This window comes from Phocaeicola sp. HCN-6420 (genome assembly GCF_037890145.1).
In the GTDB taxonomy this organism is placed as follows: domain Bacteria; phylum Bacteroidota; class Bacteroidia; order Bacteroidales; family Bacteroidaceae; genus Phocaeicola.
Genome location: NZ_JBBKBJ010000011.1, coordinates 86,285 through 109,793, shown reverse-complemented (window position 1 = coordinate 109,793; position 23,509 = coordinate 86,285). Strand labels below are relative to the sequence as shown.

The 23,509-nt window shown below is 43.8% G+C and carries 17 protein-coding genes; 14 read left to right on the top strand and 3 right to left on the bottom strand.

Translation table 11 applies throughout. The features are described from left to right. The first annotated feature begins 197 nt into the window (after window positions 1-197). The 7 genes from WKT12_RS08920 to leuB all read left to right on the top strand — a co-directional run bounded on the left by WKT12_RS08920 (window position 198) and on the right by leuB (window position 9,186). A complete protein-coding gene (locus WKT12_RS08920) occupies window positions 198-1,520 on the top strand; it encodes an alpha-L-fucosidase (RefSeq protein ID WP_340319461.1) in 1,323 nt (440 codons plus the stop codon). Window positions 1,521-1,589: 69 nt separating this feature from the next. After that, window positions 1,590-2,756: a nicotinate phosphoribosyltransferase gene (gene pncB, locus WKT12_RS08915; RefSeq protein ID WP_021970834.1), complete on the top strand. Its 1,167-nt coding sequence runs from the start codon at window positions 1,590-1,592 to the stop codon at window positions 2,754-2,756. A 281-nt stretch (window positions 2,757-3,037) separates the two neighbouring features. Next, the gene (locus WKT12_RS08910) at window positions 3,038-4,534 is read left to right on the top strand and encodes a 2-isopropylmalate synthase (RefSeq protein ID WP_340319460.1); all 1,497 of its coding nucleotides are present in this window, start codon (window positions 3,038-3,040) and stop codon (window positions 4,532-4,534) included. Window positions 4,535-4,552: 18 nt separating this feature from the next. Further along, the gene (leuC, locus tag WKT12_RS08905; RefSeq protein ID WP_340319459.1) at window positions 4,553-5,950 is read left to right on the top strand and encodes a 3-isopropylmalate dehydratase large subunit; all 1,398 of its coding nucleotides are present in this window, start codon (window positions 4,553-4,555) and stop codon (window positions 5,948-5,950) included. 21 nt (window positions 5,951-5,971) lie between these two features. Then, entirely contained in the window at window positions 5,972-6,568 is a 597-nt protein-coding gene (gene leuD, locus WKT12_RS08900) for a 3-isopropylmalate dehydratase small subunit (RefSeq protein WP_340319458.1), read from the top strand. Between the two features lie 13 nt (window positions 6,569-6,581). Then, window positions 6,582-8,108, top strand: a complete 1,527-nt coding sequence (locus tag WKT12_RS08895) for an alpha-isopropylmalate synthase regulatory domain-containing protein (RefSeq protein WP_021971065.1) — start codon at window positions 6,582-6,584, stop codon at window positions 8,106-8,108. 16 nt (window positions 8,109-8,124) lie between these two features. Then, on the top strand, window positions 8,125-9,186 hold the full coding sequence (leuB, locus tag WKT12_RS08890) for a 3-isopropylmalate dehydrogenase (protein ID WP_021971064.1): 1,062 nt from the start codon (window positions 8,125-8,127) through the stop codon (window positions 9,184-9,186). 150 nt (window positions 9,187-9,336) lie between these two features. Here leuB and msrA read toward each other — a convergent pair whose 3' ends face one another. Next, window positions 9,337-9,822: a peptide-methionine (S)-S-oxide reductase MsrA gene (msrA, locus tag WKT12_RS08885; RefSeq protein WP_021971063.1), complete on the bottom strand. Its 486-nt coding sequence runs from the start codon at window positions 9,820-9,822 to the stop codon at window positions 9,337-9,339. A gap of 113 nt (window positions 9,823-9,935) precedes the next feature. On the opposite strand from msrA, the gene WKT12_RS08880 reads away from it, so the two are divergent. After that, window positions 9,936-10,757 (top strand): tetratricopeptide repeat protein, encoded by an 822-nt coding sequence (locus tag WKT12_RS08880; RefSeq protein WP_021971062.1) that lies wholly within the window; start codon window positions 9,936-9,938, stop codon window positions 10,755-10,757. A 239-nt stretch (window positions 10,758-10,996) separates the two neighbouring features. Here the strand turns inward: WKT12_RS08880 and recQ are convergent, their stop codons facing one another. Continuing rightward, on the bottom strand, window positions 10,997-12,820 hold the full coding sequence (gene recQ / locus WKT12_RS08875; RefSeq protein ID WP_340319457.1) for a DNA helicase RecQ: 1,824 nt from the start codon (window positions 12,818-12,820) through the stop codon (window positions 10,997-10,999). A 210-nt stretch (window positions 12,821-13,030) separates the two neighbouring features. On the opposite strand from recQ, the gene WKT12_RS08870 reads away from it, so the two are divergent. The 5 genes from WKT12_RS08870 (at window position 13,031) to WKT12_RS08850 (ending at window position 18,220) form a co-directional block, all read left to right on the top strand. Beyond that, window positions 13,031-13,501, top strand: a complete 471-nt coding sequence (locus WKT12_RS08870) for a helix-turn-helix domain-containing protein (RefSeq protein WP_021971557.1) — start codon at window positions 13,031-13,033, stop codon at window positions 13,499-13,501. A gap of 176 nt (window positions 13,502-13,677) precedes the next feature. Beyond that, complete coding sequence (locus tag WKT12_RS08865; RefSeq protein ID WP_340319456.1) at window positions 13,678-15,636, top strand: dipeptidyl-peptidase 3 family protein; 1,959 nt, start codon at window positions 13,678-13,680, stop codon at window positions 15,634-15,636. A 68-nt stretch (window positions 15,637-15,704) separates the two neighbouring features. Continuing rightward, window positions 15,705-16,370, top strand: a complete 666-nt coding sequence (locus WKT12_RS08860) for a DNA alkylation repair protein (RefSeq protein ID WP_021970472.1) — start codon at window positions 15,705-15,707, stop codon at window positions 16,368-16,370. 93 nt (window positions 16,371-16,463) lie between these two features. Beyond that, entirely contained in the window at window positions 16,464-16,925 is a 462-nt protein-coding gene (locus WKT12_RS08855; RefSeq protein ID WP_340319455.1) for a Fur family transcriptional regulator, read from the top strand. Between the two features lie 23 nt (window positions 16,926-16,948). Further along, the gene (locus tag WKT12_RS08850) at window positions 16,949-18,220 is read left to right on the top strand and encodes an adenylosuccinate synthase (protein WP_340319454.1); all 1,272 of its coding nucleotides are present in this window, start codon (window positions 16,949-16,951) and stop codon (window positions 18,218-18,220) included. Window positions 18,221-18,308: 88 nt separating this feature from the next. On the opposite strand, the gene WKT12_RS08845 is transcribed toward WKT12_RS08850, so the two are convergent. Beyond that, complete coding sequence (locus WKT12_RS08845; RefSeq protein ID WP_340319453.1) at window positions 18,309-21,452, bottom strand: DUF6298 domain-containing protein; 3,144 nt, start codon at window positions 21,450-21,452, stop codon at window positions 18,309-18,311. A gap of 97 nt (window positions 21,453-21,549) precedes the next feature. Here WKT12_RS08845 and abc-f point away from each other — a divergent pair, with 97 nt between their 5' ends. Further along, on the top strand, window positions 21,550-23,496 hold the full coding sequence (abc-f, locus tag WKT12_RS08840) for a ribosomal protection-like ABC-F family protein (protein WP_340319452.1): 1,947 nt from the start codon (window positions 21,550-21,552) through the stop codon (window positions 23,494-23,496). Window positions 23,497-23,509 lie beyond the last annotated feature (13 nt).

Genomic DNA, 23,509 nt, shown 5'->3' with positions numbered 1-23,509 from the left:
CCCCCTCCCGCAGGGGCTTTCTCCGGATGCTCAGGAAATGATGACAATGGTACTTGAGATGTTTCTGTCCATTGAATTTGGGGAGAGGGACATTAGCAAGAATTAGATCATTGCTTGACTGTCTGATGAAAAACTCGAATTTTTATTGTACCTTTGAAAAACTAAATCTAATTTTCAATAATAACTATAAAGTAAATATGAAAACACGTATCTTTCGCTTTTGGCAGACAATTTGTTTTAGTGGACTTTTGGGCGTTTCATCTCTCTATGCACAAGCACCAGTAGCAGACTATGTACCTGCTCCTGAAAATTTGCAGGCACGAAAAGAGTTTCAGGACAGTAAATTCGGTATCTTTCTTCATTGGGGACTTTATAGTATGTTCGGACAAGGAGAATGGTATATGACTAATGAGAATATTGACTGTCATGAATATGCGAAAGCGGCATCCGCTTTCTATCCTTCCCGTTTCAATGCACACGACTGGGTTGCAGCTATCAAAGCTTCGGGAGCAAAATATATTTGTTTTACTTCCCGGCATCACGAAGGATTCTCGATGTTTGATACCAAATATTCTGATTATGATATTGTAGACGCTACCCCGTTTAAACGAGATATTATTAAAGAACTGGCAGAAGAATGCCAAAAGCAAGGCATCAAGTTGCATTTGTATTATTCACATTTGGACTGGACAAGAGAGGATTATTATCCTTTGGGAAGAACAGGGCGTGGAACCGGACGTACTTCTCATGGGGAATGGAGCACGTATTATCAGTTTATGAATAATCAGCTGACTGAATTACTAAGCAATTACGGTCCGATAGGAGCTATCTGGTTCGATGGGTTATGGGATCAGCCTGACGATTTTGACTGGGGACTGAAGGAACAATATGCCTTGATTCATAAATTGCAGCCCGCTTGTTTGATTGGAAATAACCATCATAAAACGCCTTTCCCGGGTGAGGATTTCCAAATGTTTGAACGTGATCTTCCCGGAGAGAATACGGCAGGACTTTCTGGACAGTCAATCAGTGCCTTGCCGTTGGAAACATGTGAAACGATGAATGGAATGTGGGGGTACAAAATAAAAGACCAGAATTATAAATCGGTTACCGAACTGATACGTCTGCTGGTGCGTGCAGCTGGCAAAGGTGCTAATCTGTTGATGAATATCGGTCCTCAGCCTAACGGTGAACTGCCTGCCGTGGCAGTCGAACGACTAAAAGGAATAGGTGAATGGATGGATAAATATGGAGAAACTATCTATGGTTCGACTGGTGGCAATGTCGTAACAGCTTCATGGGGAACCACTACCCGTAAGGACAATATGCTTTATGTGCACTTGCTGGCAGACCAGATGCCTCAGTTTGTAACTTTACCATTGACTGAAAAAGTTGTGTCTTCCACCTTGTTCGACTCTGGAGAAAAGGTGAAATGGGAAAAGATTGATGGAGGAATTGTATTGCATACAGCAAACTTGAAGCCGTCGGCCGATTGTATCGTAGCATTGAAATTAAAGTAAAAAATCTGTCAGAATTGCTGGAAGTAATTTTTCTTGCTTATATTTACAGAAAGAAATAAAAACAATGTTATGGTGATAAAAACTATTTTAGATACAGATTTATATAAATTTACTACTTCGTACGCTTATATCAAACTTTTTCCCTATGCATGGGGAACATTCACATTCAAGGATCGGGATGAAACAGAATATACAGAAGGCTTTCTGGAAGCATTGAAAAGTGAGATACACAATTTGTCGTTGGTATCGCTTCGTAAAGAAGAACTGGAATATATGTTTTCACATTGTCGTTTTTTACCGCGGATTTACTGGGAATGGTTATCTTCTTTCCGTTTCGATCCCGATAAAATAGAAGTATGTCTGGACGAGCAACATCATTTGCATATAGAAGTAACCGATTACTTATATAAGGTAACACTATATGAAGTTCCTTTGCTGGCGATTGTTTCGGAAATCAAGAACCAGTTCTTGAACAGGGTTCCGGATAAAGAATCTATTTTAGCCAAGCTGGCAGGAAAAGTTGAATTATCGAATGAGCACCATATGCCATTTTCTGAGTTTGGTACTCGGCGCCGGTTCTCGTTTGATGTGCACGATATTGTAGTAGCTTATCTGAAGGAACATGCCCGTTACTGTACCGGAACATCAAACTGCTATCTTGCCATGAAATACGATATGCGTCCGATGGGAACCCATCCGCATGAATGGTTTATGTTTCATGGAGCACAGTTTGGTTATAAACATGCTAATTACATGGCACTTGAAAACTGGGTAAATGTATACGATGGTGATTTGGGTACAGCCCTTTCGGATACGTATACATCCGACTCCTTCTTGTCTAATTTCAGCAGGAAGCAAGCTAAGCTTTTCGACGGGGTACGATGTGATTCGGGTAACGAATTTGAATTCATCGACCGGCTTACTGCTCGTTACAAGGAATTAGGCATTAATCCGCAGACTAAAACGATTATTTTCAGCAATGCACTCGATTTTGAGAAGGCATTACATATCTTCGATTATTGTAAAGACAAGATAAACTGTTCTTTTGGTATCGGTACGAATCTGACAAATGATACAGGGTATCATCCCTCAAATATTGTTATGAAATTATCCCGTTGTAAGATGAATATTAACCAAGAATGGAGAGAATGTGTCAAATTATCAGATGATATGGGAAAACACATGGGAAGCAACGCCGAAGTAGAGGCTTGTTTGTATGAATTACGTCTAAAATAACGTGCGAAATACTAATTTGTTGCTAAAATGAATAAAAAACTTTCATTTTATTTTGTGATGTTGAAATATTCTCTACCTTTGCAAGCGTTTAAGACAAATAAAAGATAATAATGAATACATTTCTTATACATATTTTGCTATGCGGTATTATTATTCTATTGGTGCAACCAGTGGGAAGTGAGCCGTGTGCATGACGGTATAAGATTTATGATATAAAGCCTTTCTCACTTCTGGTGCGAAAGGCTTTTTGCTTAAATAAAATAATATAAAGATATACGTTTATGAGCGACAGATTATTTATTTTTGATACGACGTTGCGCGACGGAGAACAGGTTCCCGGTTGCCAGTTGAATACAGTCGAGAAAATTCAGGTAGCAAAGCAGCTCGAAGCTTTGGGAGTAGATGTGATAGAGGCAGGATTTCCTATATCAAGTCCGGGCGATTTTAATTCTGTAATTGAAATTTCGAAAGCCGTAACTTGGCCTACCATCTGTGCTTTGACGCGTGCTGTTCAAAAAGATATTGATGTGGCTGCCGAAGCATTGAAGTTTGCCAAGCACAAACGTATTCATACGGGGATTGGAACATCGGATCCTCATATCAAGTATAAATTCAATTCTACTCGTGAAGAGATAATCGAGCGTGCAGTAGCGGCCGTAAAATATGCTAAGCAGTACGTAGAAGACGTAGAATTCTATGCGGAAGATGCCGGTCGTACAGAAAATGAATATCTGGCTCGTGTAGTAGAAGCTGTCATCAAAGCAGGAGCTACGGTTGTCAATATCCCCGATACAACAGGATATTGCTTACCCGATGAATATGGTGCCAAGATAAAATACCTGATAGATCATGTCGACGGAATCGACAAAGCAATCATTTCTACCCATTGTCATAACGACTTGGGCATGGCAACAGCCAATACCATCAGTGGAGTATTGAACGGTGCCCGTCAGGTAGAAGTAACCATCAATGGTATCGGCGAGCGTGCCGGAAATACAGCCCTGGAAGAAGTTGCCATGATTTTACGTTGCCATCACGGCATTGACATCGATACCAACATCAATACCCAGAAAATTTATCCTACCAGCCGAATGGTTTCCAGCCTGATGAATATGCCGGTTCAGCCCAATAAGGCCATTGTAGGACGTAATGCTTTTGCCCACTCATCAGGAATTCATCAGGACGGTGTGCTGAAGAATGTGCAGACGTATGAAATTATCGATCCGAAGGATGTAGGTATAGACGATAATGCTATTGTACTGACAGCCCGCAGTGGTCGTGCGGCATTGAAACACCGTCTGCATGTACTGGGTGTTGAAATGAATCAGGAAAAACTGGATAAGGTATACGAGGATTTCCTGAAACTTGCCGACAAGAAGAAAGACATTACCGATGATGATATACTTGTACTTGCCGGAGCCGACCGCAATGTGAACCATCACATCAAGCTGGAATATCTTCAGGTGACCAGTGGTGTGGGAGTTCGTTCGGTTGCCAGTCTGGGACTGAATATTTCCGGCGAGCACTTTGAAGCAGCAGCAACGGGTAACGGTCCGGTAGACGCTGCCATCAAGGCTGTAAAACAGATTATCAAGCGTCAGATGACCCTGAAAGAATTTACCATTCAGGCTATCAGCAAGGGTAGTGATGATGTAGGTAAAGTTCACATGCAGGTAGAATACGACGGACAGATGTATTACGGTTTCGGAGCCAATACCGATATCATCGCGGCATCTGTAGAAGCTTATATAGATTGTATCAATAAATTCAGAAAATAATATAATGAGATTTTAAGTATGGCTAATACATTATTCGACAAAATATGGGATGCACATGTAGTGCAGAAAGTAGAGGAAGGACCTACTCAATTGTATATTGATCGCCTTTACTGCCATGAGGTGACAAGTCCTCAGGCATTTGCTGGTATGCGGGCTCGCGGATTGAAATGTTTCCGTCCGGAAAAGATTTACTGTATGCCCGACCATAATACTCCGACTCACGATCAGGACAAACCGATTGAAGATCCTATTTCTCGTACACAGGTGGATACACTTGCCAAGAATGCTGCCGATTTCGGTCTGACTCACTTCGGCATGATGAACAAGAAGAATGGTATCATTCATGTAGTTGGTCCGGAAAGAGGACTTACTTTGCCGGGAATGACCATTGTCTGTGGTGACTCGCATACTTCTACTCATGGAGCTATGGGAGCAGTTGCTTTCGGTATCGGTACCAGTGAGGTAGAAATGGTTATGGCTTCACAGTGTATTCTTCAGGCACGTCCGAAGACCATGCGCATCACTATCGACGGGAAACTGGGTAAAGGTGTAACGGCAAAAGATGTAGCACTCTACATGATGTCGAAAATGACGACAAGCGGTGCAACCGGATATTTTGTAGAATATGCGGGCGAGGCCATCCGCAGTCTGACCATGGAGGGACGTCTTACCTTGTGTAACCTGAGTATCGAAATGGGAGCTCGTGGAGGTATGATTGCTCCGGATGAAGTTACCTTCGAATACATCAAGGGACGCGAATATGCACCGAAGGGAGAAGAATGGGACAAGGCACTTGCTTACTGGAAAACACTGAAGAGTGACGATGATGCCGTATTCGATAAAGAAGTCCGTTACGATGCAGCCGATATTCAGCCAATGATTACTTACGGAACCAATCCGGGTATGGGAATGGCTATTACCGACCATATTCCTACTACAGAAGGCATGAGTGAGGTAGAAAAGAGCTCATTCGAAAAGTCTTTGCACTATATGGGTTTCCAGCCGGGCGAATCTTTGCTGGGTAAGAAAGTGGATTATGTATTCCTCGGAGCATGTACCAACGGACGTATCGAAGACTTCCGAGCTTTTGCTTCTATCGTGAAGGGACGAAAGAAAGCCGATAATATCACAGCCTGGCTTGTTCCGGGTTCGTGGATGGTAGACGAGCAGATTCGTCAGGAAGGACTGGATAAGGTTTTGGAAGAAGCAGGTTTCGAAATCCGCCAGCCGGGATGTTCGGCTTGTCTTGCCATGAACGACGATAAGATTCCGGCAGGAAAATATTCAGTTTCTACCAGCAACCGAAACTTCGAAGGACGTCAGGGACCAGGTTCTCGCACCTTGCTTGCCAGTCCGCTGACTGCCGCCGCTGCCGCCGTAACCGGAGTAATAACCGATCCCAGAACACTTATGTAATTCGTAAAATTGTGCATCATTATGAAACAGAAATTCAACATCATAACAAGTACTTGTATTCCTTTGCCATTGGAAAATGTGGATACAGACCAGATTATTCCGGCACGCTTCCTGAAAGCAACTACCCGCGATGAAAAGTTCTTTGGCGATAATCTTTTCCGCGACTGGCGTTATAATCCGGATGGCTCACTGAACAAAGATTTTGTACTGAATAATCCAGCCTATAGCGGACAGATTCTGGTAGCCGGAAAGAATTTCGGCAGTGGTTCAAGCCGTGAACATGCAGCATGGGCCATCGCAGGTTATGGTTTCCGTGTGGTCGTATCGAGCTTCTTTGCCGATATCCATAAAAATAACGAACTGAACAATTTTGTGTTGCCGGTAGTCGTAAGCGAAGGTTTCCTGAAAGAGTTGTTCGATTCCATCTATGCCGATCCGAAAACTGAGGTCGAAGTGAATTTACCTGAACAGACCATTACCAATAAAGCAACAGGTAAGTCCGAGAAATTTGAAATCAATGCCTACAAGAAACATTGCTTGATGAACGGACTCGACGACATCGATTTTCTGGTAGAAAATAAAGATAAAATAGAAGCTTACGAAAAAGCTCGTAACTAATTAAACAATTTCAATGAACAATCATCCGAGAATAGAAATCATGGATACAACACTCCGCGACGGCGAACAGACCAGCGGAGTGTCATTTGTACCCCATGAAAAATTAATGATAGCCCGTTTACTGCTGGAAGACTTGAAAGTCGACCGTATTGAAGTAGCTTCGGCACGTGTGTCTGAAGGAGAATCGAAAGCAGTAAAAATGATTTGCGACTGGGCAGCTCGTCGGGGAATGTTATCTCGGGTAGAAGTGTTGGGATTTGTCGACGGAAATGTGTCTGTCGACTGGATTTACAATGCGGGATGCCGGGTGATCAATCTGCTGACGAAAGGTTCGGAAAAGCACTGTACGTTTCAGCTGAAAAAAACATTAAACCAGCATTTGGCAGATATTCAGAAGGTAGTTCACTATGCCCGTGAAAAGGGAATGGATGTCAATGTCTATCTGGAAGACTGGAGTAATGGCATAAAAGATTCTCCCGATTATGTGTTTGGATTGATGGACGGGCTGAAAGATTGTGGAATAAAGCGTTTCATGTTACCGGATACACTGGGTATCCTCAATCCGTTGCAGGTTATCGAATATATGCGGAAGATGAAAAAGCGTTATCCCGATTTGCATTTCGATTTTCATGCACACAACGATTATGATTTGGCTGTAAGTAATGTGCTGGCAGCTGTTCTGAGTGGAGTGAAAGGATTGCATACCACCATCAACGGTTTGGGTGAGCGCGCGGGTAATGCACCGCTGGCCAGTGTACAGGCTATCTTGAAAGACCACTTCCATGCTATAACCAATATCGATGAAAGTCGCCTGAATGTAGTCAGCCGTATGGTAGAGTCTTATTCGGGAGTAACTATTCCTGCCAACAAGCCGATTGTAGGCGACAGCGTATTTACTCAGGTGGCCGGAGTACATGCTGATGGCGATAACAAGAATAACTTGTATTGCAACGACCTGCTTCCTGAACGTTTTGGCAGAATACGTGAGTATGCGTTGGGTAAGAATTCCGGTAAAGCAAATATACGGAAGAACCTGGAGAGCCTGGGACTGGAGCTGGATGAAGAGTCGATGAAGAAGGTAACCGACCGTATCATCGAGCTGGGTGACCGTAAGGAACAGGTTACGCAGGAAGATTTGCCTTACATCATATCCGATGTGCTGAAACACGATACCACAACCAATAAGGTGAAACTGTTGAGCTATTTTGTCACTTTGGCAAAAGGACTCAAGCCTATGGCTACACTGAGCATCGAGATAGATGGAAAGGTATATCAGGAAAGCTCTTCCGGCGACGGACAGTACGATGCCTTTGTGCGTGCGTTACGAAAAATTTACAAAGGTATACTGGGACGTACCTTCCCTATGCTCGTGAATTATGCGGTGACTATTCCTCCCGGCGGACGTACGGACGCCTTTGTGCAGACAGTCATTACATGGAATTACGGGGACAGAGAATTCCGTACCCGCGGCTTTGATGCTGACCAGACGGAGGCAGCCATCAAGGCAACGATAAAAATGCTTAACATTATAGAAGAATAAAATAAATACTAAAACTATGGATTTTAAAATAGCTGTATTGGCTGGCGACGGAATCGGTCCTGAAATCTCTGTTCAGGGAGTAGATGTAATGTCGGCTGTATGTGAGAAATTTGGTCATAAAGTAAGCTACGAATATGCGCTTTGCGGTGCGGATGCTATCGATAAGGTAGGTGACCCGTTCCCGGAAGCAACCTACGAAGTATGTAAGAATGCCGATGCTGTATTGTTCTCGGCTGTAGGCGATCCTAAATTTGACAACGATCCGACTGCGAAGGTTCGTCCGGAACAGGGATTGCTCGCCATGCGTAAGAAACTGGGATTGTTTGCCAATATCCGTCCGGTTCAGACTTTCAAATGCTTGTTGCATAAGTCACCTTTGCGCGCCGAACTGGTAGAAGGTGCCGATTTTCTCTGCATCCGTGAACTGACCGGTGGTATGTATTTCGGAGAAAAATATCAGGACAACGACAAGGCTTACGATACCAACATGTATACTCGTCCTGAAATCGAACGAATCCTGAAGGTTGGTTTCGAATATGCCATGAAACGCCGCAAGCATCTGACGGTAGTCGACAAGGCAAACGTACTGGCATCTTCTCGTCTGTGGCGTCAGATTGCTCAGGAAATGGCTCCTTCTTATCCGGAGGTAACTACTGACTATATGTTTGTAGACAACGCTGCCATGCGTATGATTCAGGAACCTACTTTCTTCGATGTAATGGTTACAGAGAACACATTCGGAGATATCCTGACCGACGAAGGCTCTTGCATCAGCGGTTCTATGGGATTGCTGCCTTCGGCTTCTACTGGTGAAAGCACTCCGGTATTTGAACCTATCCACGGATCATGGCCGCAGGCTAAGGGATTGAACATCGCCAATCCGCTGGCACAGATTCTGTCCGTAGCCATGTTGTTCGAGTATTTTGACCTGAAAGAAGAAGGTGCGTTGATTCGTAAGGCAGTCGATGCGTCGCTCGACGCATATGTGCGTACTCCCGAAATTCAGGTAGAAGGTAAGCCTAAATATGGAACAAAGGAAGTAGGTGCATGGATTGTTGACTATATCAAAAAGGCATGATACATTCTTACTGCTGAATTTGAGTGATAATAACCAAAAGACCGTTGTTGCATGTCTTGCAGCAACGGTCTTTTGGTTACGGGGGTATAATGACTTCTTCTGCTGTTACAGAAGAATATGCAGGCCGGTTACTTTCAATGCCCGTTGAAATCAGAATTTCTTTGTACGGATATGGCAGTAAGGTTCTCCTCCCGTCTTGTCATAATAGTGCTGATGATACTCTTCTCCCTCCCAGAAAGTTGTAGCAGGAGTAAGTTTGGTATTCACCACATATCCTTTTTCACGGAGTAGTGCAATGACCGCTTCGGCTTCTTGTTTCTGCTTTTCATTCAGATAAAATATCTCGCTGCGGTATTGCGGTCCGATGTCGGGACCCTGCCCGTCGGTTTGTGCCGGATCGTGAATCTCGAAAAAGAGCTTGCACAGTTCTGTGAACGATGTTTGTTCGGCATCAAATTCCACCAGCGTGGCTTCGGCATGTCCGGTGGTATGTGCCTTTACTTCTTCGTAGGCGGGATGTTCTTTATGTCCTCCGATGTAACCTACAGTGGAGCGTACCACCCCTTTAGCATGTTCGAACTGGTATTGTGCTCCCCAAAAACACCCGCAGGCGAATATGGCTTTTTCTATTTTCATGATGGTTTCTGTTTAAATGATTGTTCAAACTTACAAAAACTTTTTAATATACACTTATCCCCACGGATTATTCCATTACCTTTGCTTGCAGATTTAATTAAAATTGTGTCTGGATGAAAAGAATATTTCTATGTTTGATATGCGTTCTCTCGTTGGCAGCCGGTCGCGCGCAGTCGTACAACGAGCTGGTGGAAAAAGCTATGGACTATACATTTAAAGATAGCCTGCAGCAAGCCGAGCAACTGTTTCGCGAAGCTTTGCGGCTTGACCCTTACAATGCCCGAAATGCTTTGCTCTTTTCCAACCTGGGAACTGTACTGAAACGTCAGGGCAAGATAGACGAAGCAATAGAATCGTATACCATGGCATTGAACATTACTCCCTATGCTACAGCTATCCTGTTGAATCGTGCGACTCTTTATATGGAGAAAAACCTGACCGAGAAGGCTTACTTGGACTACTGTAACGTAATCGATTTGTTGCCGAACGATAAGGAAGCCCGTTTGTTTCGTGCTTATATTTATATGAAACGACGCCAGTATAAAGAGGCTCGTATCGACTATAATGTAATATTAGGTGTAGATGCCAAGCACAAGGCTGCTCGTCTGGGACTGGCTATGCTGGACCAGAAAGAAGGAAGATATATAGCTGCGCGAAATGGAATGGATTTGCTGATAGAGGATTATCCGAAGGATGCTTCTTTATATAAAATGCGCGCTAATCTGGAGCTGGAGCAGAACTTGCCCGATGCCGCTTTGCTTGATTTGGAAGAGGCTTTGAAACTTGATAGCCGGGATGCCGATGCATATGTAGTAATGGGAGATATTTATTTACAAATGGAAAAGAAGCATGAGGCAAGTGAAGCTTATGAGAAAGCAGTTTCACTGGGTATTCCTCGACTGGAACTGATGGAAAAAATAAAGAAATGCAAGTAATTGACTGATAAGTGTTTAAATCTCTGCTGAAAATCATTACAAATTTAAAAAAAAAGATGCTGAGGTTTTGGGTAAAACGTCGGCACATTTTTTTTAAACGTGCCGACGTTTTATTGAAAATGACTGCTTGTTTTCTTTATGAATGGCGGGAAAGGTAAAAACGGTGCTTGAAAGCCTTGGATCAAGCACCGTTTTGTCTGTTTATATTCGGTAAAAATAGTTGACTGTGTTCCTCTTTTCTATCTGACGAATTTCCGAATCACTTCGATAAAATCCTTACCATATTTATCCCTCTTGTATTCGCCGATACCGCTGATTTCTCCGAAGGCTTCTATCGTAGTCGGGCGTGATGAGGCAAGCAGGTGAAGTGTCTTGTCGGAAAGCACGATATAAGCCGGTATCGCCTGCTGGTCGGCAAGTTTTTTTCGCAGTGCACGGAGCTCTTCGAACAATTGTTCGTCTTCGTTTTCGAACACCATTGGAGTAGGGAACAAAACATCGTTCGGGGCAGTCTGTTTACGTCTTTTTCCTGTTGCCTTCTCCGTGTAATCTTCACGTTTGATGACAACCAGCAAAGCACGTTCGTGTCCGAATAATACTTTTCGTCCGGCTTCGGTTATTTTCAGGTGATTCTTTTCGTTGTACGCCACTTCAAAGTAGCCTAAGTTCAGCATTTGCAGCAGGTAGTCCTGCCAGTCGCGAGCCGGAATATCCCGTCCGGCACCGTAAGTTTTCAGCTTGTCGTAGCCCCGTTCGATGATTTCCTGCGTAGCAGCTCCCTTCAGTATATCTATCAGCGTATTGGTAGCTACCTGCTGGTCGGCGCGTGCGATGGCACTCAGCGCCTTTTGTACGATAATGGTACCGTCGAACCGTTCGGGAGGATTGCGGCACACGTCGCAGTTTCCACAGTCGTGATCCATTGTTTCACCGAAATAGTTCAGCAGAATCCGCCGGCGACAGATATCCGCTTCGGCATATTGCTGCATACGGTTCAGCTTTTCCATATTGATTTCCTGCTGATTGCTTTCGGCTGCAAACTTCGAGAGCAATACGATGTCGCCGAAAGAATAAAACAGCAGCGTGTCGCTGGGAAGTCCGTCACGTCCCGCACGACCGATTTCCTGATAAAAACTTTCAATACTTTTGGGCAGGTTGTAATGAATTACCCAACGCACATTCGACTTGTCTATTCCCATTCCGAAAGCAATCGTTGCACAAACCACCTGCACACGATCGTTGATGAAATCATCTTGTGCTGCCTCGCGTGCCGCCGTGCTGAGTCCGGCATGGTAGACTGCTGTCGAAATGCCATGCTCCTCCAGCATTTCCGCCACCTTTTCTGTCTTGTTGCGGCTCATGCAGTAGATAATTCCACTTTCTCCGCGATGCCGCGCGATGAAATCGAAAATGGTACGCATCTTTTCTTTTTGCTGATAACCGCGTTTCACGTCCAGACTCAGGTTGGGGCGGTCGAAAGAAGAAATGAAAACTTTCGGGTCTTTCATGTCCAACTGCTTAATGATATCCTGCCGTGTAATTTTGTCGGCTGTAGCAGTCAGCGCCACCACCGGAACATCGGGAAACTGCTGCCGGAGAACTTTCAGTTGGGTATATTCCGGACGGAAGTCGTGTCCCCATTGCGAGATGCAGTGCGCTTCGTCGATAGCAAACAGAGAAATACGGATATCTTTCAGCAGAAAGTTTATTTCGGTCATGAGCCTTTCGGGCGATATATAGAGCAGTTTGACTCTTCCCTGTCTGCACTCAAACCGGATATTGGCATCAGCTGTTTCATCGTTTGTACTGTTCAGTGCACGGGCAATGATACCATTCGCCTGCAAGCTCTCCACCTGATCCTTCATCAGTGATATCAGAGGAGAAACTACAATGGCAGTTCCTTCCATGAGCAATGCCGGAAGCTGGTAGCATATTGATTTGCCTCCTCCGGTGGGCATAAGTACAAGTGTATCTTTCTTATTTAAGATTTGAGTAATGATTTCTTCCTGTAGCGGTCGGAATTGGGTATATCCGAAGTATGATTTCAGCGTTTTCAGTACCATTTTCTATATTTATGTAATTGGCGGCAAAGATAGCTCAATCTTTTAAAATATCGTTTATCTTTTATTTGTAGGCTGTTCCAAATGTGAAAAAATGATATAACGCAAAAATAAGCTCGTATTTCTGTTGTAAAATACAAAAACTCTTAGCAATTTTGTATAATTATAGTATTTTAAAGCGTAGAAACAACCATTATCTAAATAAAAAGACAGATGAGAGAAGAGGACAAATTAATGACCGAATATGGTCGGGTTTCAGAGAAAAGGCCCTATAATCTTCGGGAGAGGAAGATAAAGGATGCGCCTTACCGTAACATGATCCGCGCCGAGCTTGCGGATGAATTGTATGATAAAATTATGAACATTATTGTTCTTCAAAAGAAGTACAAGGATCCTAATTACTCGGCAAAAGACCTTGCGAAAGAGCTTAAAACTAACACCCGTTACTTGTCGGCTGTCATCAATTCCCGTTTCGGAATGAACTATTCATGCCTGGTAAATGAGTATCGGATTAAAGACGCTTTACACATGCTGATAGACAAGCGTTACGCAGAGAAAAATGTGGAAGAAATCAGTACGATGGTAGGTTTTGCTAATCGACAATCGTTCTATGCTGCATTTTACAAGAATGTAGGTGAAACACCGAATAATTATAGAAGGCGAAAGCTGGAAAACAATAGATAACAACTAGAACAAACGAAGACTTAGCAATAATAAAATAACGGGATGTCATTCCAGACGGAAGAAAGGGGTACAGGCAAGGCTTTTTTCTGACTACTCTTTCTTTGCGCTTGGAATGACATTTAGTTTAAGGCTTTTTTATTAGATAATGGATGTTTATATATAAAGAAAAAAGAGATATGTCAGAAAATTCGTTTTCATACACTGTAGAACAGTTTGCCGATTTGCAGATATTGCGTTATCGGGTTCCCGGATTCGAGCAGTTGTCGTTACGCCGCAAACAGCTGGTGTATTATCTTTCGCAGGCTGCTCTGGAAGGAAGAGATATCTTGTTTGATCAGAATGGTAAGTTTAATTTGCAAATACGCCGTTTGCTGGAGGCTGTTTATACTTCTTTTAAAGGTGACCGGACGACTGAACAGTTTCGTGCGCTGGAAGTCTATTTGAAACGCGTATGGTTTTCGAACGGAATTCATCATCATTATGCGTGCGACAAGTTCGTGCCGGCGTTTACGGCAGCATATCTGGAAGAGGTAATCAAGTCGTTGCCTGAAGAGGTGCTTCCCCTTGAAGAGGGAGAAACGCGTCAGGCCATGTGCGATAAGTTGTTTCCGGTAATCTTTGATCCCTCTGTCATGTCCAAACGTGTGAATCAGGCTGATGGAGAGGATTTGGTACAGACTTCGGCTGCCAACTACTACGAGGAAGTCACCCAGCAGGAAGCTGAAGATTTTTATGCCGCTCAGAAGAAGGCAGATGATCCGGAACCGGTAATGTATGGCATGAACAGCCGGCTGGTAAAAAAGGACGGCCGTGTATATGAGCAGGTCTGGAAGGTTGGGGGCATGTATTCTGCTGCTATTGAGAAAATCATAGTGTGGCTGGAAAAAGCAGAAGCTGTAGCCGAAAACGACGCACAGCGTGAGGTTATTCGTCTGCTTGTGGAATTTTATCGTACCGGCGACCTGAAGGTGTTCGACGCATATTCCATAGCATGGCTTAAAGATACTGGTTCGCTGGTAGATTTTGTCAATGGTTTCATCGAAAGCTATGGAGATCCGCTGGGCATGAAAGCCAGTTGGGAGTCGATAGTCAACTTTAAGGACATGGAGGCTACTCACCGCACGGAAACCATCAGCAGTAATGCACAATGGTTCGAAGACCATTCGCCGGTTGATGCACGTTTCAAAAAAGAAGAGGTGAAAGGTGTTTCGGCAAAAGTAATTACGGCAGCTATTCTGGCGGGCGATTTATATCCGTCGACCGCTATCGGAATTAATCTCCCTAACTCAAACTGGATTCGTAGCGTACATGGGTCGAAGTCGGTTACTATCGGCAATTTGACAGATGCCTATAACAAGGCTGCCCGTGGAAACGGTTTCCGTGAAGAGTTTGTATATAGTGACACGGAACGTCTGTTGCTGGAGAAATACGCCGACATAACCGATGACCTGCATACCGACTTGCATGAATGTCTGGGGCATGGTTCGGGTAAATTGCTTCCGGGCGTAGATCCTGATGCACTGAAAGCACATGGCTCGACAATAGAAGAAGCACGTGCCGATTTGTTCGGACTGTATTACTTGCCTGATGCCAAGATGGTAGAGCTGGGGCTTGTACCTGATGCTGAGGCATACAAAGCTGAATATTATTCGTATATGATGAACGGGCTGATGACACAGCTTGTACGCATAGAACCGGGATGTACGGTAGAAGAGGCGCACATGCGTAACCGCCAACTGATTGCTCGCTGGGCTTTGGAACATGGAAAGGCTGAGCATGTAGTGGAGATGGTTGTACGCGACGGCAAGACTTATGTACGTATCAACGATTATGCCAAGTTGCGTTTGCTGTTTGGTGAGCTGTTGGCCGAGATACAGCGTATCAAGAGTGAGGGCGATTATGAAGCGGCACGCCAGCTTGTAGAAAAGTATGGCGTACAAGTTGATCCGGTATTGCATGCCGAAGTGTTGCAACGTTACCGCAGCTTGCATCTGGCTCCTTATAAAGGCTTCTTGAATCCGGTTTACACGCCGCAGACAGATGCCGAAGGAAATATTGTAGACGTACATATTTCTTATACGGAAGGATATGCCGAGCAGATGCTCCGTTATAGCCGGGATTATTCTAATTTATAATTATCTTCCTGTAGCAAGAGATTGTTCCTGAGAGAAGTCTTTTGTTACAGGATTTATCGTTTTTTATCATGGACAATATACACGAAGTTATTAGAGATATCAAATCGAAGTTCCGCCTTTTTATGAATGGCATGATATCGCAGAGTATGCGCGAGAAGGGGATGGGGTACAAACTCAATTTCGGCATCGAATATCCGCGTATAAAAGAGATAGCTGCCGAATATGAGCCGAATCATGAACTGGCTCAGGCATTGTGGAAAGAAAATATCAGAGAATGTAAGATTATGGCAGGGCTGCTTCAGCCTGTCGAAACGTTTTATCCTGAGATAGCCGATATTTGGATTGAAGGAATGGATTATCCGGAACTGGCAGAGTATACGGTCATGAATCTTTTCCAGCGTTTGCCTTACGCTTCGGAAGTAGTGTTCCGCTGGATGGCAGACGAACGGGAAATGTTTCAGTTGTGTGGCTTTCTGCTGATGGCGCGTTTGTTGATGAAGGGTGAAAAGTTGAACGAACGTGCAGAAGCGGAGTTTCTCGACCAGGCTTATACAGCGATAGAAGGCAACTGTACATCGGTGCAGAAGGCTGCTGCGGTTGCATTGCGTAAGTTTGCACACCAGTCGCGGGAAAGCAAAAAAGTTGTAAGCAAACAGCTCGGACTTTGGATGAAATCGGAAAATCAGACAGTACGTGCACTGGCAGAAGAGATAAAAGCTGATATGGAATACTGACGTTTAGACGACTTGAAATAAAGAAATTTTTCTTTTATTGATTTTCTAAATTACACAAAAAAGATTAACTTTGAACCCTGAACGAATTACCGGATGGAAGAGAATATAAAAGATAAGGCAAAACAGATTCTGACGGATTATCTTCAGAAGAACGGGCATCGGAAGACACCCGAGCGTTATGCTATACTCGACACTATCTATACCATAAAAGGACATTTCGATATAGATATGCTGTATTCTTATATGGCTGAGAAAGAGAAATTCCGTGTAAGTCGTGCTACTCTTTATAACACAATCATACTCTTGATTGATGCCGGACTGGTTATCAAGCACCAGTTTGGCAATACTTCGCAGTACGAGCGTTCGTATAACAATGAAACCCACCATCACATGATATGTACTTCGTGCGGAAAAGTTTCCGAATTCGAAGATGAAGCTTTGAAACAGGCTATAGCCGAAACCAAACTGAAAGGTTTTCATGCTTCGCACTACTCCTTATATATATATGGACTGTGCAATAAATGTATGGCGGCTAAACGTAAGAAAAGTAAATAAACTTATTATAAAAGTTGGAAATCATGAAAGTAGATGTATTGCTAGGTTTACAATGGGGCGACGAAGGAAAAGGAAAAGTAGTCGATGTATTGACTCCGCGCTATGATGTTGTTGCTCGTTTTCAGGGAGGACCGAATGCTGGTCATACTCTGGAATTTGAAGGTCAGAAATATGTACTCCGCTCTATTCCTTCGGGAATATTTCAGGGAGATAAAGTTAATATTATCGGAAACGGTGTGGTACTCGATCCGGCTTTGTTCAAAGCTGAGGCTGAAGCTTTGGAAGCAAGCGGTCATCCGTTGAAGGAGCGCCTGCACATTTCCAAAAAGGCTCATCTGATTTTGCCTACTCACCGTATTCTGGATGCTGCTTACGAAGCTGCAAAAGGTGCTTCGAAAGTAGGTACTACCGGTAAGGGTATCGGTCCGACTTATACTGATAAGGTAAGCCGTAACGGTCTTCGCGTAGGCGATATTCTGCATAACTTTGAAGAAAAATATGCAGCTGCTAAGGCACGTCACGAAAAGATTCTGAAGAGTCTGAATTATGAATACGATATCACTGAACTGGAAAAACAGTGGATGGAAGGTATCGAATACTTGCGTCAGTTCCCGCTGGTAGACAGCGAACATGAAATCAATAACCTGTTGAAGGAAGGCAAGAGTGTGTTGTGTGAAGGTGCTCAGGGTACTATGCTGGATGTAGATTTTGGTTCGTATCCGTTTGTAACTTCTTCTAATACGATTTGTGCTGGTGCTTGTACAGGCCTGGGACTTGGTCCTAACAAAATTGGTGAAGTATATGGTATTATGAAAGCTTACTGTACACGTGTTGGTTCAGGTCCTTTCCCGACAGAATTGTTCGATGAAACGGGTAAGACTATCCGTGATTTGGGACATGAATACGGTGCAGTAACCGGTCGTGAACGTCGTTGCGGTTGGGTTGACTTGGTTGCTCTGCGTTATGCTATCATGATAAACGGTGTAACTCAGCTTATCCTGATGAAGAGTGACGTACTTGATGGTTTCGATACTGTTAAGGCTTGTGTGGCTTACAAGGTAAACGGTGAGGAAATAGATTACTTCCCGTTCGACATAACTGAAGGTGTAGAACCTGTTTATGTAGAATTGCCGGGTTGGAAGACAGACATGACGAAGATGACAAGTGAAGATGAGTTCCCGGAAGAATTTAATGCATACATTTCATTCCTCGAAGAACAGCTTGGTACTCCTATCAAGATTGTATCTGTAGGTCCGGACCGTGAACAGACTATCGAACGTTATACCGAAGAATAATTAGTGAACATATATTTGTTCCCGCAGATAGGAAAAAGATTCCGCAAGTAGAATGCTGCTTGTGGAATCTTTTTTGTTTGATACTTTCCTAATAAAGTAAACATACACAATATCGTTGTGGAGCATGGAGGGTGATGGTAGACGACTTGCCGGATGTAATCTTTCCTTTCTCAAGTATTTTTCCGCTTGTCGGGTCTATCCATGCTATTTTATATTTTTGTCTTTTGTCATGTTGTAGGTCGAAGGTTACTTCTTGCCGGAAACAATAAGCAATGTATCCTTTGCCGGTCTTTCCCATTACCCACTGGTGCTGGTTGTGCGTCTGGAATTCAATCGGTTCAAAATCGGAAGCAAGTTCGTAAACAGGTATTCCGTCTACAGGAGGCACTTTGGCAAGAGAACCACCTGCCATGAATATGGCCCAGTTAGCAGCATTTCCTTCTATATTCCGCGGCATAAGGCCATTGTATGTTACAGCTTTTTCCGGATAACGGGAACGGTATTCTCGTACAGCCCGATAGATGCTTTCGCATGATGTGTTTCCGGGATTGATGAGGCGGGCCCACTGGCGAGGTGCCAGACTGCATCCGCCTTGCGGTTCGTAAGTAGTTCCGTCGTTGCGATAATGCCATTGCCGGATATCGATGATATTGACCAGCGGTCTGTACTTGCTGTCTTGCAGGATGGAGTCTTGTACATCTTTGGTTGCTGTCAGAGCAATAAGCTGATGGTTGGGGCAGGAGCTGACTGTTTCCAGCCAAAAACGGGTAAAGTGTAATGGTCCGGTATACTCCATTCCCAAACTGTGTATCACTCCGTTGTTGTCATGGAACGTATTTACGCTTTGCCGAATAAACAGTTCGTGGTATTTCTTGATGACGGGGCGGGAGATGTCATAAAACTGTTCTGCCATGTATACACGCTTGTCGCCGGCAAACAATGTCTTTTCAGGGAATCCCACTCCGTTGATATTGTTTGCCGAACGCCAAGGATAGTCGCACCAGTGCGCTCCTTCTTCTATGATATTATGTTGGTTGTAATGGTCGTGCCATAATAGCAAGCCTTTATGGTCGGCTGCATTGACAAACTGTTTGAGTCTGTACCAGTACCAGGGATTGAATTTAGTTAAATCGTATTTACTGAGCCGGTCTTGTGCTTCTCCTTGTCCACTCCGGCTATAGGGATATTCATTGAAAGGAGCCCATACTTCCGAGTCGGCTTGCATGTTTCGTTCGTGGTCATTGCGTCGGCGTTCGTACCACAGTCCTGTACGGTGATGAAGTACATGACTTCCTGATGTTTCCAGTAATTGTGCAATACTGTCGGGTTCTTCAGTATATCCTCGTCCGGTTCTTCCCGGATAAAAAAGTGTAAGTGAGCCTGTACCTTGCCATCCGGTTGTTCCCGGTTCTGATTTGCCGGGATACGTGCCCCGTGTCATAATCTGGTTGCCTCGGACAATCCATCCGTTTTTGATGGCAAGAGGAGCCGATTCTGTTATAGTTCGCTTATTTATTCGTTTGTTCTTTATTTGTGATATTTCGGGAATATGGTTTATGTTGCAGGTTATCGGGTAAGATATCATCATGCTGTCTATCCACTGGTCCATGCGGATGTCTGGCTGAAGTGATGCTTTCGACATTTGAGCTGCATATGCCACAGTAGGTTTAGCTGTTTCGAGTGTGTGGTATACATATATTTTCTTTGTTTCGGTTTCCTGACTTTTACCAGTTCGTTCTTCCAGTTGAGCATAAAATATGCTTTCCGGTTTGATGAATGTATGTGAAAGCTGGTAATATCCGTTTCCGTAAGGCTGTGTCCACATACCGTATGCCCAGTTATGTGCGGTGGGAGGGGTGACACAATGCGTCTGCGAAGCACGTCCTTGCCATAAAAGAGAGTTTGCAGCAGTCCATCCGGCACCCTGATCTGCCATATCACGATAACCGTATTCCAGTATTCCTCCCGATACGGTCATTTTATCCATAAGAATACCATTCGAAAAACCTCCGGCAGAACCGCTGAAGCTGTAAGGACATTCCGAATGGCATTGTACAAATGCATTGGGCCCGGGAACTCCTTTTCCCACGCTGAAATCCCGATATCCGTTTTCTGAATAGCAGCGTTGGAAAAGCGTTAATTGTCCAAGAGTATGAAATGCATATCTTCTATGGTTGGCTATTTCCGAAATCGGTGCAAGATATTTGCAGTCTTCTACTGTTATCTGACTGCTTCCTTCCAGCAGCATAACTGCAGAGCCTGCAAAATGTCGAGCTTCTATTCTTCTTACCCAGCCATTCTGTATATGATTGAAGGTTACTGCTTGCCATCGATGATTTTCATCCTTGGTATTCTGTTTGTCAAAATCGGATATGCAGCATAAGTTTTCTATACCTATATTATATATACGCCCCTTCCATTGTAGGGGAACGATATATCCTCCTCCGTATTGGGGATCAAGGCTCATGGTAATAGGAACATCTATCTTTATTCCTTTTTCGGTAATCTGAATAATGTTGCGTTCCCATTTCATCGTGTATTGTCCGGGTTGCCATTTGGAAAAGTTGTATTCCTGCTGGTTACCAAGTTGGTCTGTCCCTATTTCCTTTAACCACTCTGATGTACAAGGACGTACTATTTGTATTTTGTCGCCGACTTTTAGATGGCTGTAAGTGCTGTCCAGTGGAATAAAGGTTGCATTGACCGGTACATATTCATCTTTGATTTTCAGTTTTTCCGAAGCCGTTGCATTGTTGTATCCCAAAACGCGTATTAGTTCGTTCTTGGTGAAGCCTTTTGCCCGTAGAATGGTACCTCCTGACGTATGACATCCGCTGCCTCGTAAGACCACTCCACTTGTACGTATCAGTAGTTGTCCTTCTATATTGTATGTGCCGGGCAATAATTGTACGGCGCCCCGGAAGTTGTTTGCTTGCAGGGGAAGTGAGCTGACATAGTCTATGGCATCTTGTATAAGTTGAGTGGCATCTCCTTCTGTTGGATTGACATATACTTTGGCTTCGATATAAGGAATAGGATATTCGGAACGCCGGTAGCCGCAAAAAGAAAAATCGGGAACACGGTCGCCATTGGGGTAAGCGTAGTAAATCAGTTTGCCGTCTTCGGTGATATGAATAGGCATTCCGGGGGTCGTCTTAAAATGAGCATTTGAAGAATGACAGATGCATATACCTGCCGAGATCCAAAGAATTTTTTTTATCGTGTCTTTCATAAATGTGATATAATGTTTGATTTGTGTGGGCAAATGTATGAAATAAAAGGAAATAAATGCTACCTTTGCCTGCACTTTGTAAAGTTGGAGCGAATATATGATTTCTATTGAAGGACTGAAAGTTGAGTTTGGAGTTACTCCTTTGTTCGAGGATGTTTCGTTTGTCATTAATAAGAAAGACCGTATAGCACTGGTCGGTAAGAATGGTGCCGGTAAGTCGACTATGCTGAAGATTCTGGCTGGATTGCAGAAGCCTACAGAGGGAAGTGTAGCGGTGCAAAGAGGTGTGACTATTGGCTATTTGCCTCAGGTTATGATTCTAAGTGACACGCGTACCGTTATGGCGGAAGCGGAAATGGCGTTCGAACATATATTTGAGCTGCAAGACAGGCTGGCTAAGATGAACCAAGAATTGGCTGACCGTACGGATTACGATTCGGAGAGCTATCATGAACTGATAGAACGCTTTACGCACGATAACGAACGCTTCCTGATGATGGGAGGAACTAACTATCGGGCGGAAATAGAACGTACACTCGTCGGTTTGGGATTCAGCCGTTCCGATTTTGACCGTCCAACCAGTGAGTTCAGCGGTGGATGGCGTATGCGTATTGAGTTGGCAAAGCTATTGTTGCGTCGTCCTGATGTGCTGTTGTTGGACGAGCCGACCAACCATTTGGATATTGAGAGTATTCAGTGGCTGGAGAATTTTTTGAAAATGAGTCCCGGAGCTGTTGTACTGGTAAGCCACGACCGTGCTTTTATCAATAATGTGACTAATCGTACGATAGAAATATCGTGTGGACATATCTATGATTATAAAGTTCCTTACGATGAGTTTGTCGTACTTCGTAAAGAACGTCGTGAACAGCAGTTGCGTGCTTATGAAAATCAGCAGAAAGAGATAAAAGATACAGAAGACTTTATTGAACGTTTCCGTTATAAGGCAACAAAGGCTGTACAGGTTCAAAGTCGTATCAAACAATTGGAGAAGATTGTTCCAATTGAAATAGATGAGGAAGATAATTCAGCTCTTCGTCTGAAGTTTCCTCCTGCCATGCGTTCCGGAAATTATCCGGTAATCTGTGAGGGCCTCCGAAAAGCCTATGGTGATCATGTAGTGTTTCACGATGTAACACTGACTATTAACCGAGGAGAGAAGGTTGCTTTTGTAGGAAAGAATGGTGAAGGTAAGTCTACTTTGGTAAAGTGTATTATGGATGAGATTCCTTATGAAGGTAAGCTGGTTATCGGTCATAATGTACAGATAGGCTATTTTGCACAAAATCAGGCGCAGTTGCTCGATGAGAATCTGACAGTGTTTGATACGATTGATTCTGTAGCCAAAGGAGATATTCGGTTGAAAATACGTGACATACTCGGTGCGTTTATGTTCGGTGGTGAGGCTTCCGATAAGAAAGTAAAAGTTCTTTCGGGAGGTGAACGGAGCCGTTTGGCTATGATTAAGCTGTTGCTGGAACCGGTGAATCTGCTGATACTGGATGAGCCTACCAATCATTTGGATATGCGTTCCAAGGATGTACTGAAGGAAGCTATCCGTGAATTTGATGGAACGGTTATTGTTGTTTCTCACGACCGTGAGTTTCTGGACGGACTGGTAACGAAGGTTTATGAATTTGGCGGAGGTGTTGTGAAGGAACATATCGGAGGTATTTATGATTTCTTGCAAAAAAAGAAAATGGAAAGCCTCAATGAACTGCAACTATCTCAGTCGCCTACGACTGCTCAGTCGGTCAAGAAGGAAGAAACAGCGGCACAGGCCAGTGAGAGTAAATTGTCGTACGAAGCTCAGAAGGAGCAGAATAAGAAAATCCGTAAGCTTGAGAAACAGGTTTCCGATTGTGAAGCTCTTATAGAGCGTCTGGAAAAGGAAGTGGCAGCACTGGAAATGCAGATGGCTACGCCTGAAGGAGCATCCGACATGAAATTGTACGAACAGCATCAGCAACTTAAAAAACAGATTTCGGATGCTGAAGAAGAGTGGGAGAGTGTTTCCCTGGAACTGGAAGAACTTAAAAATTGAAAGACTAATTATA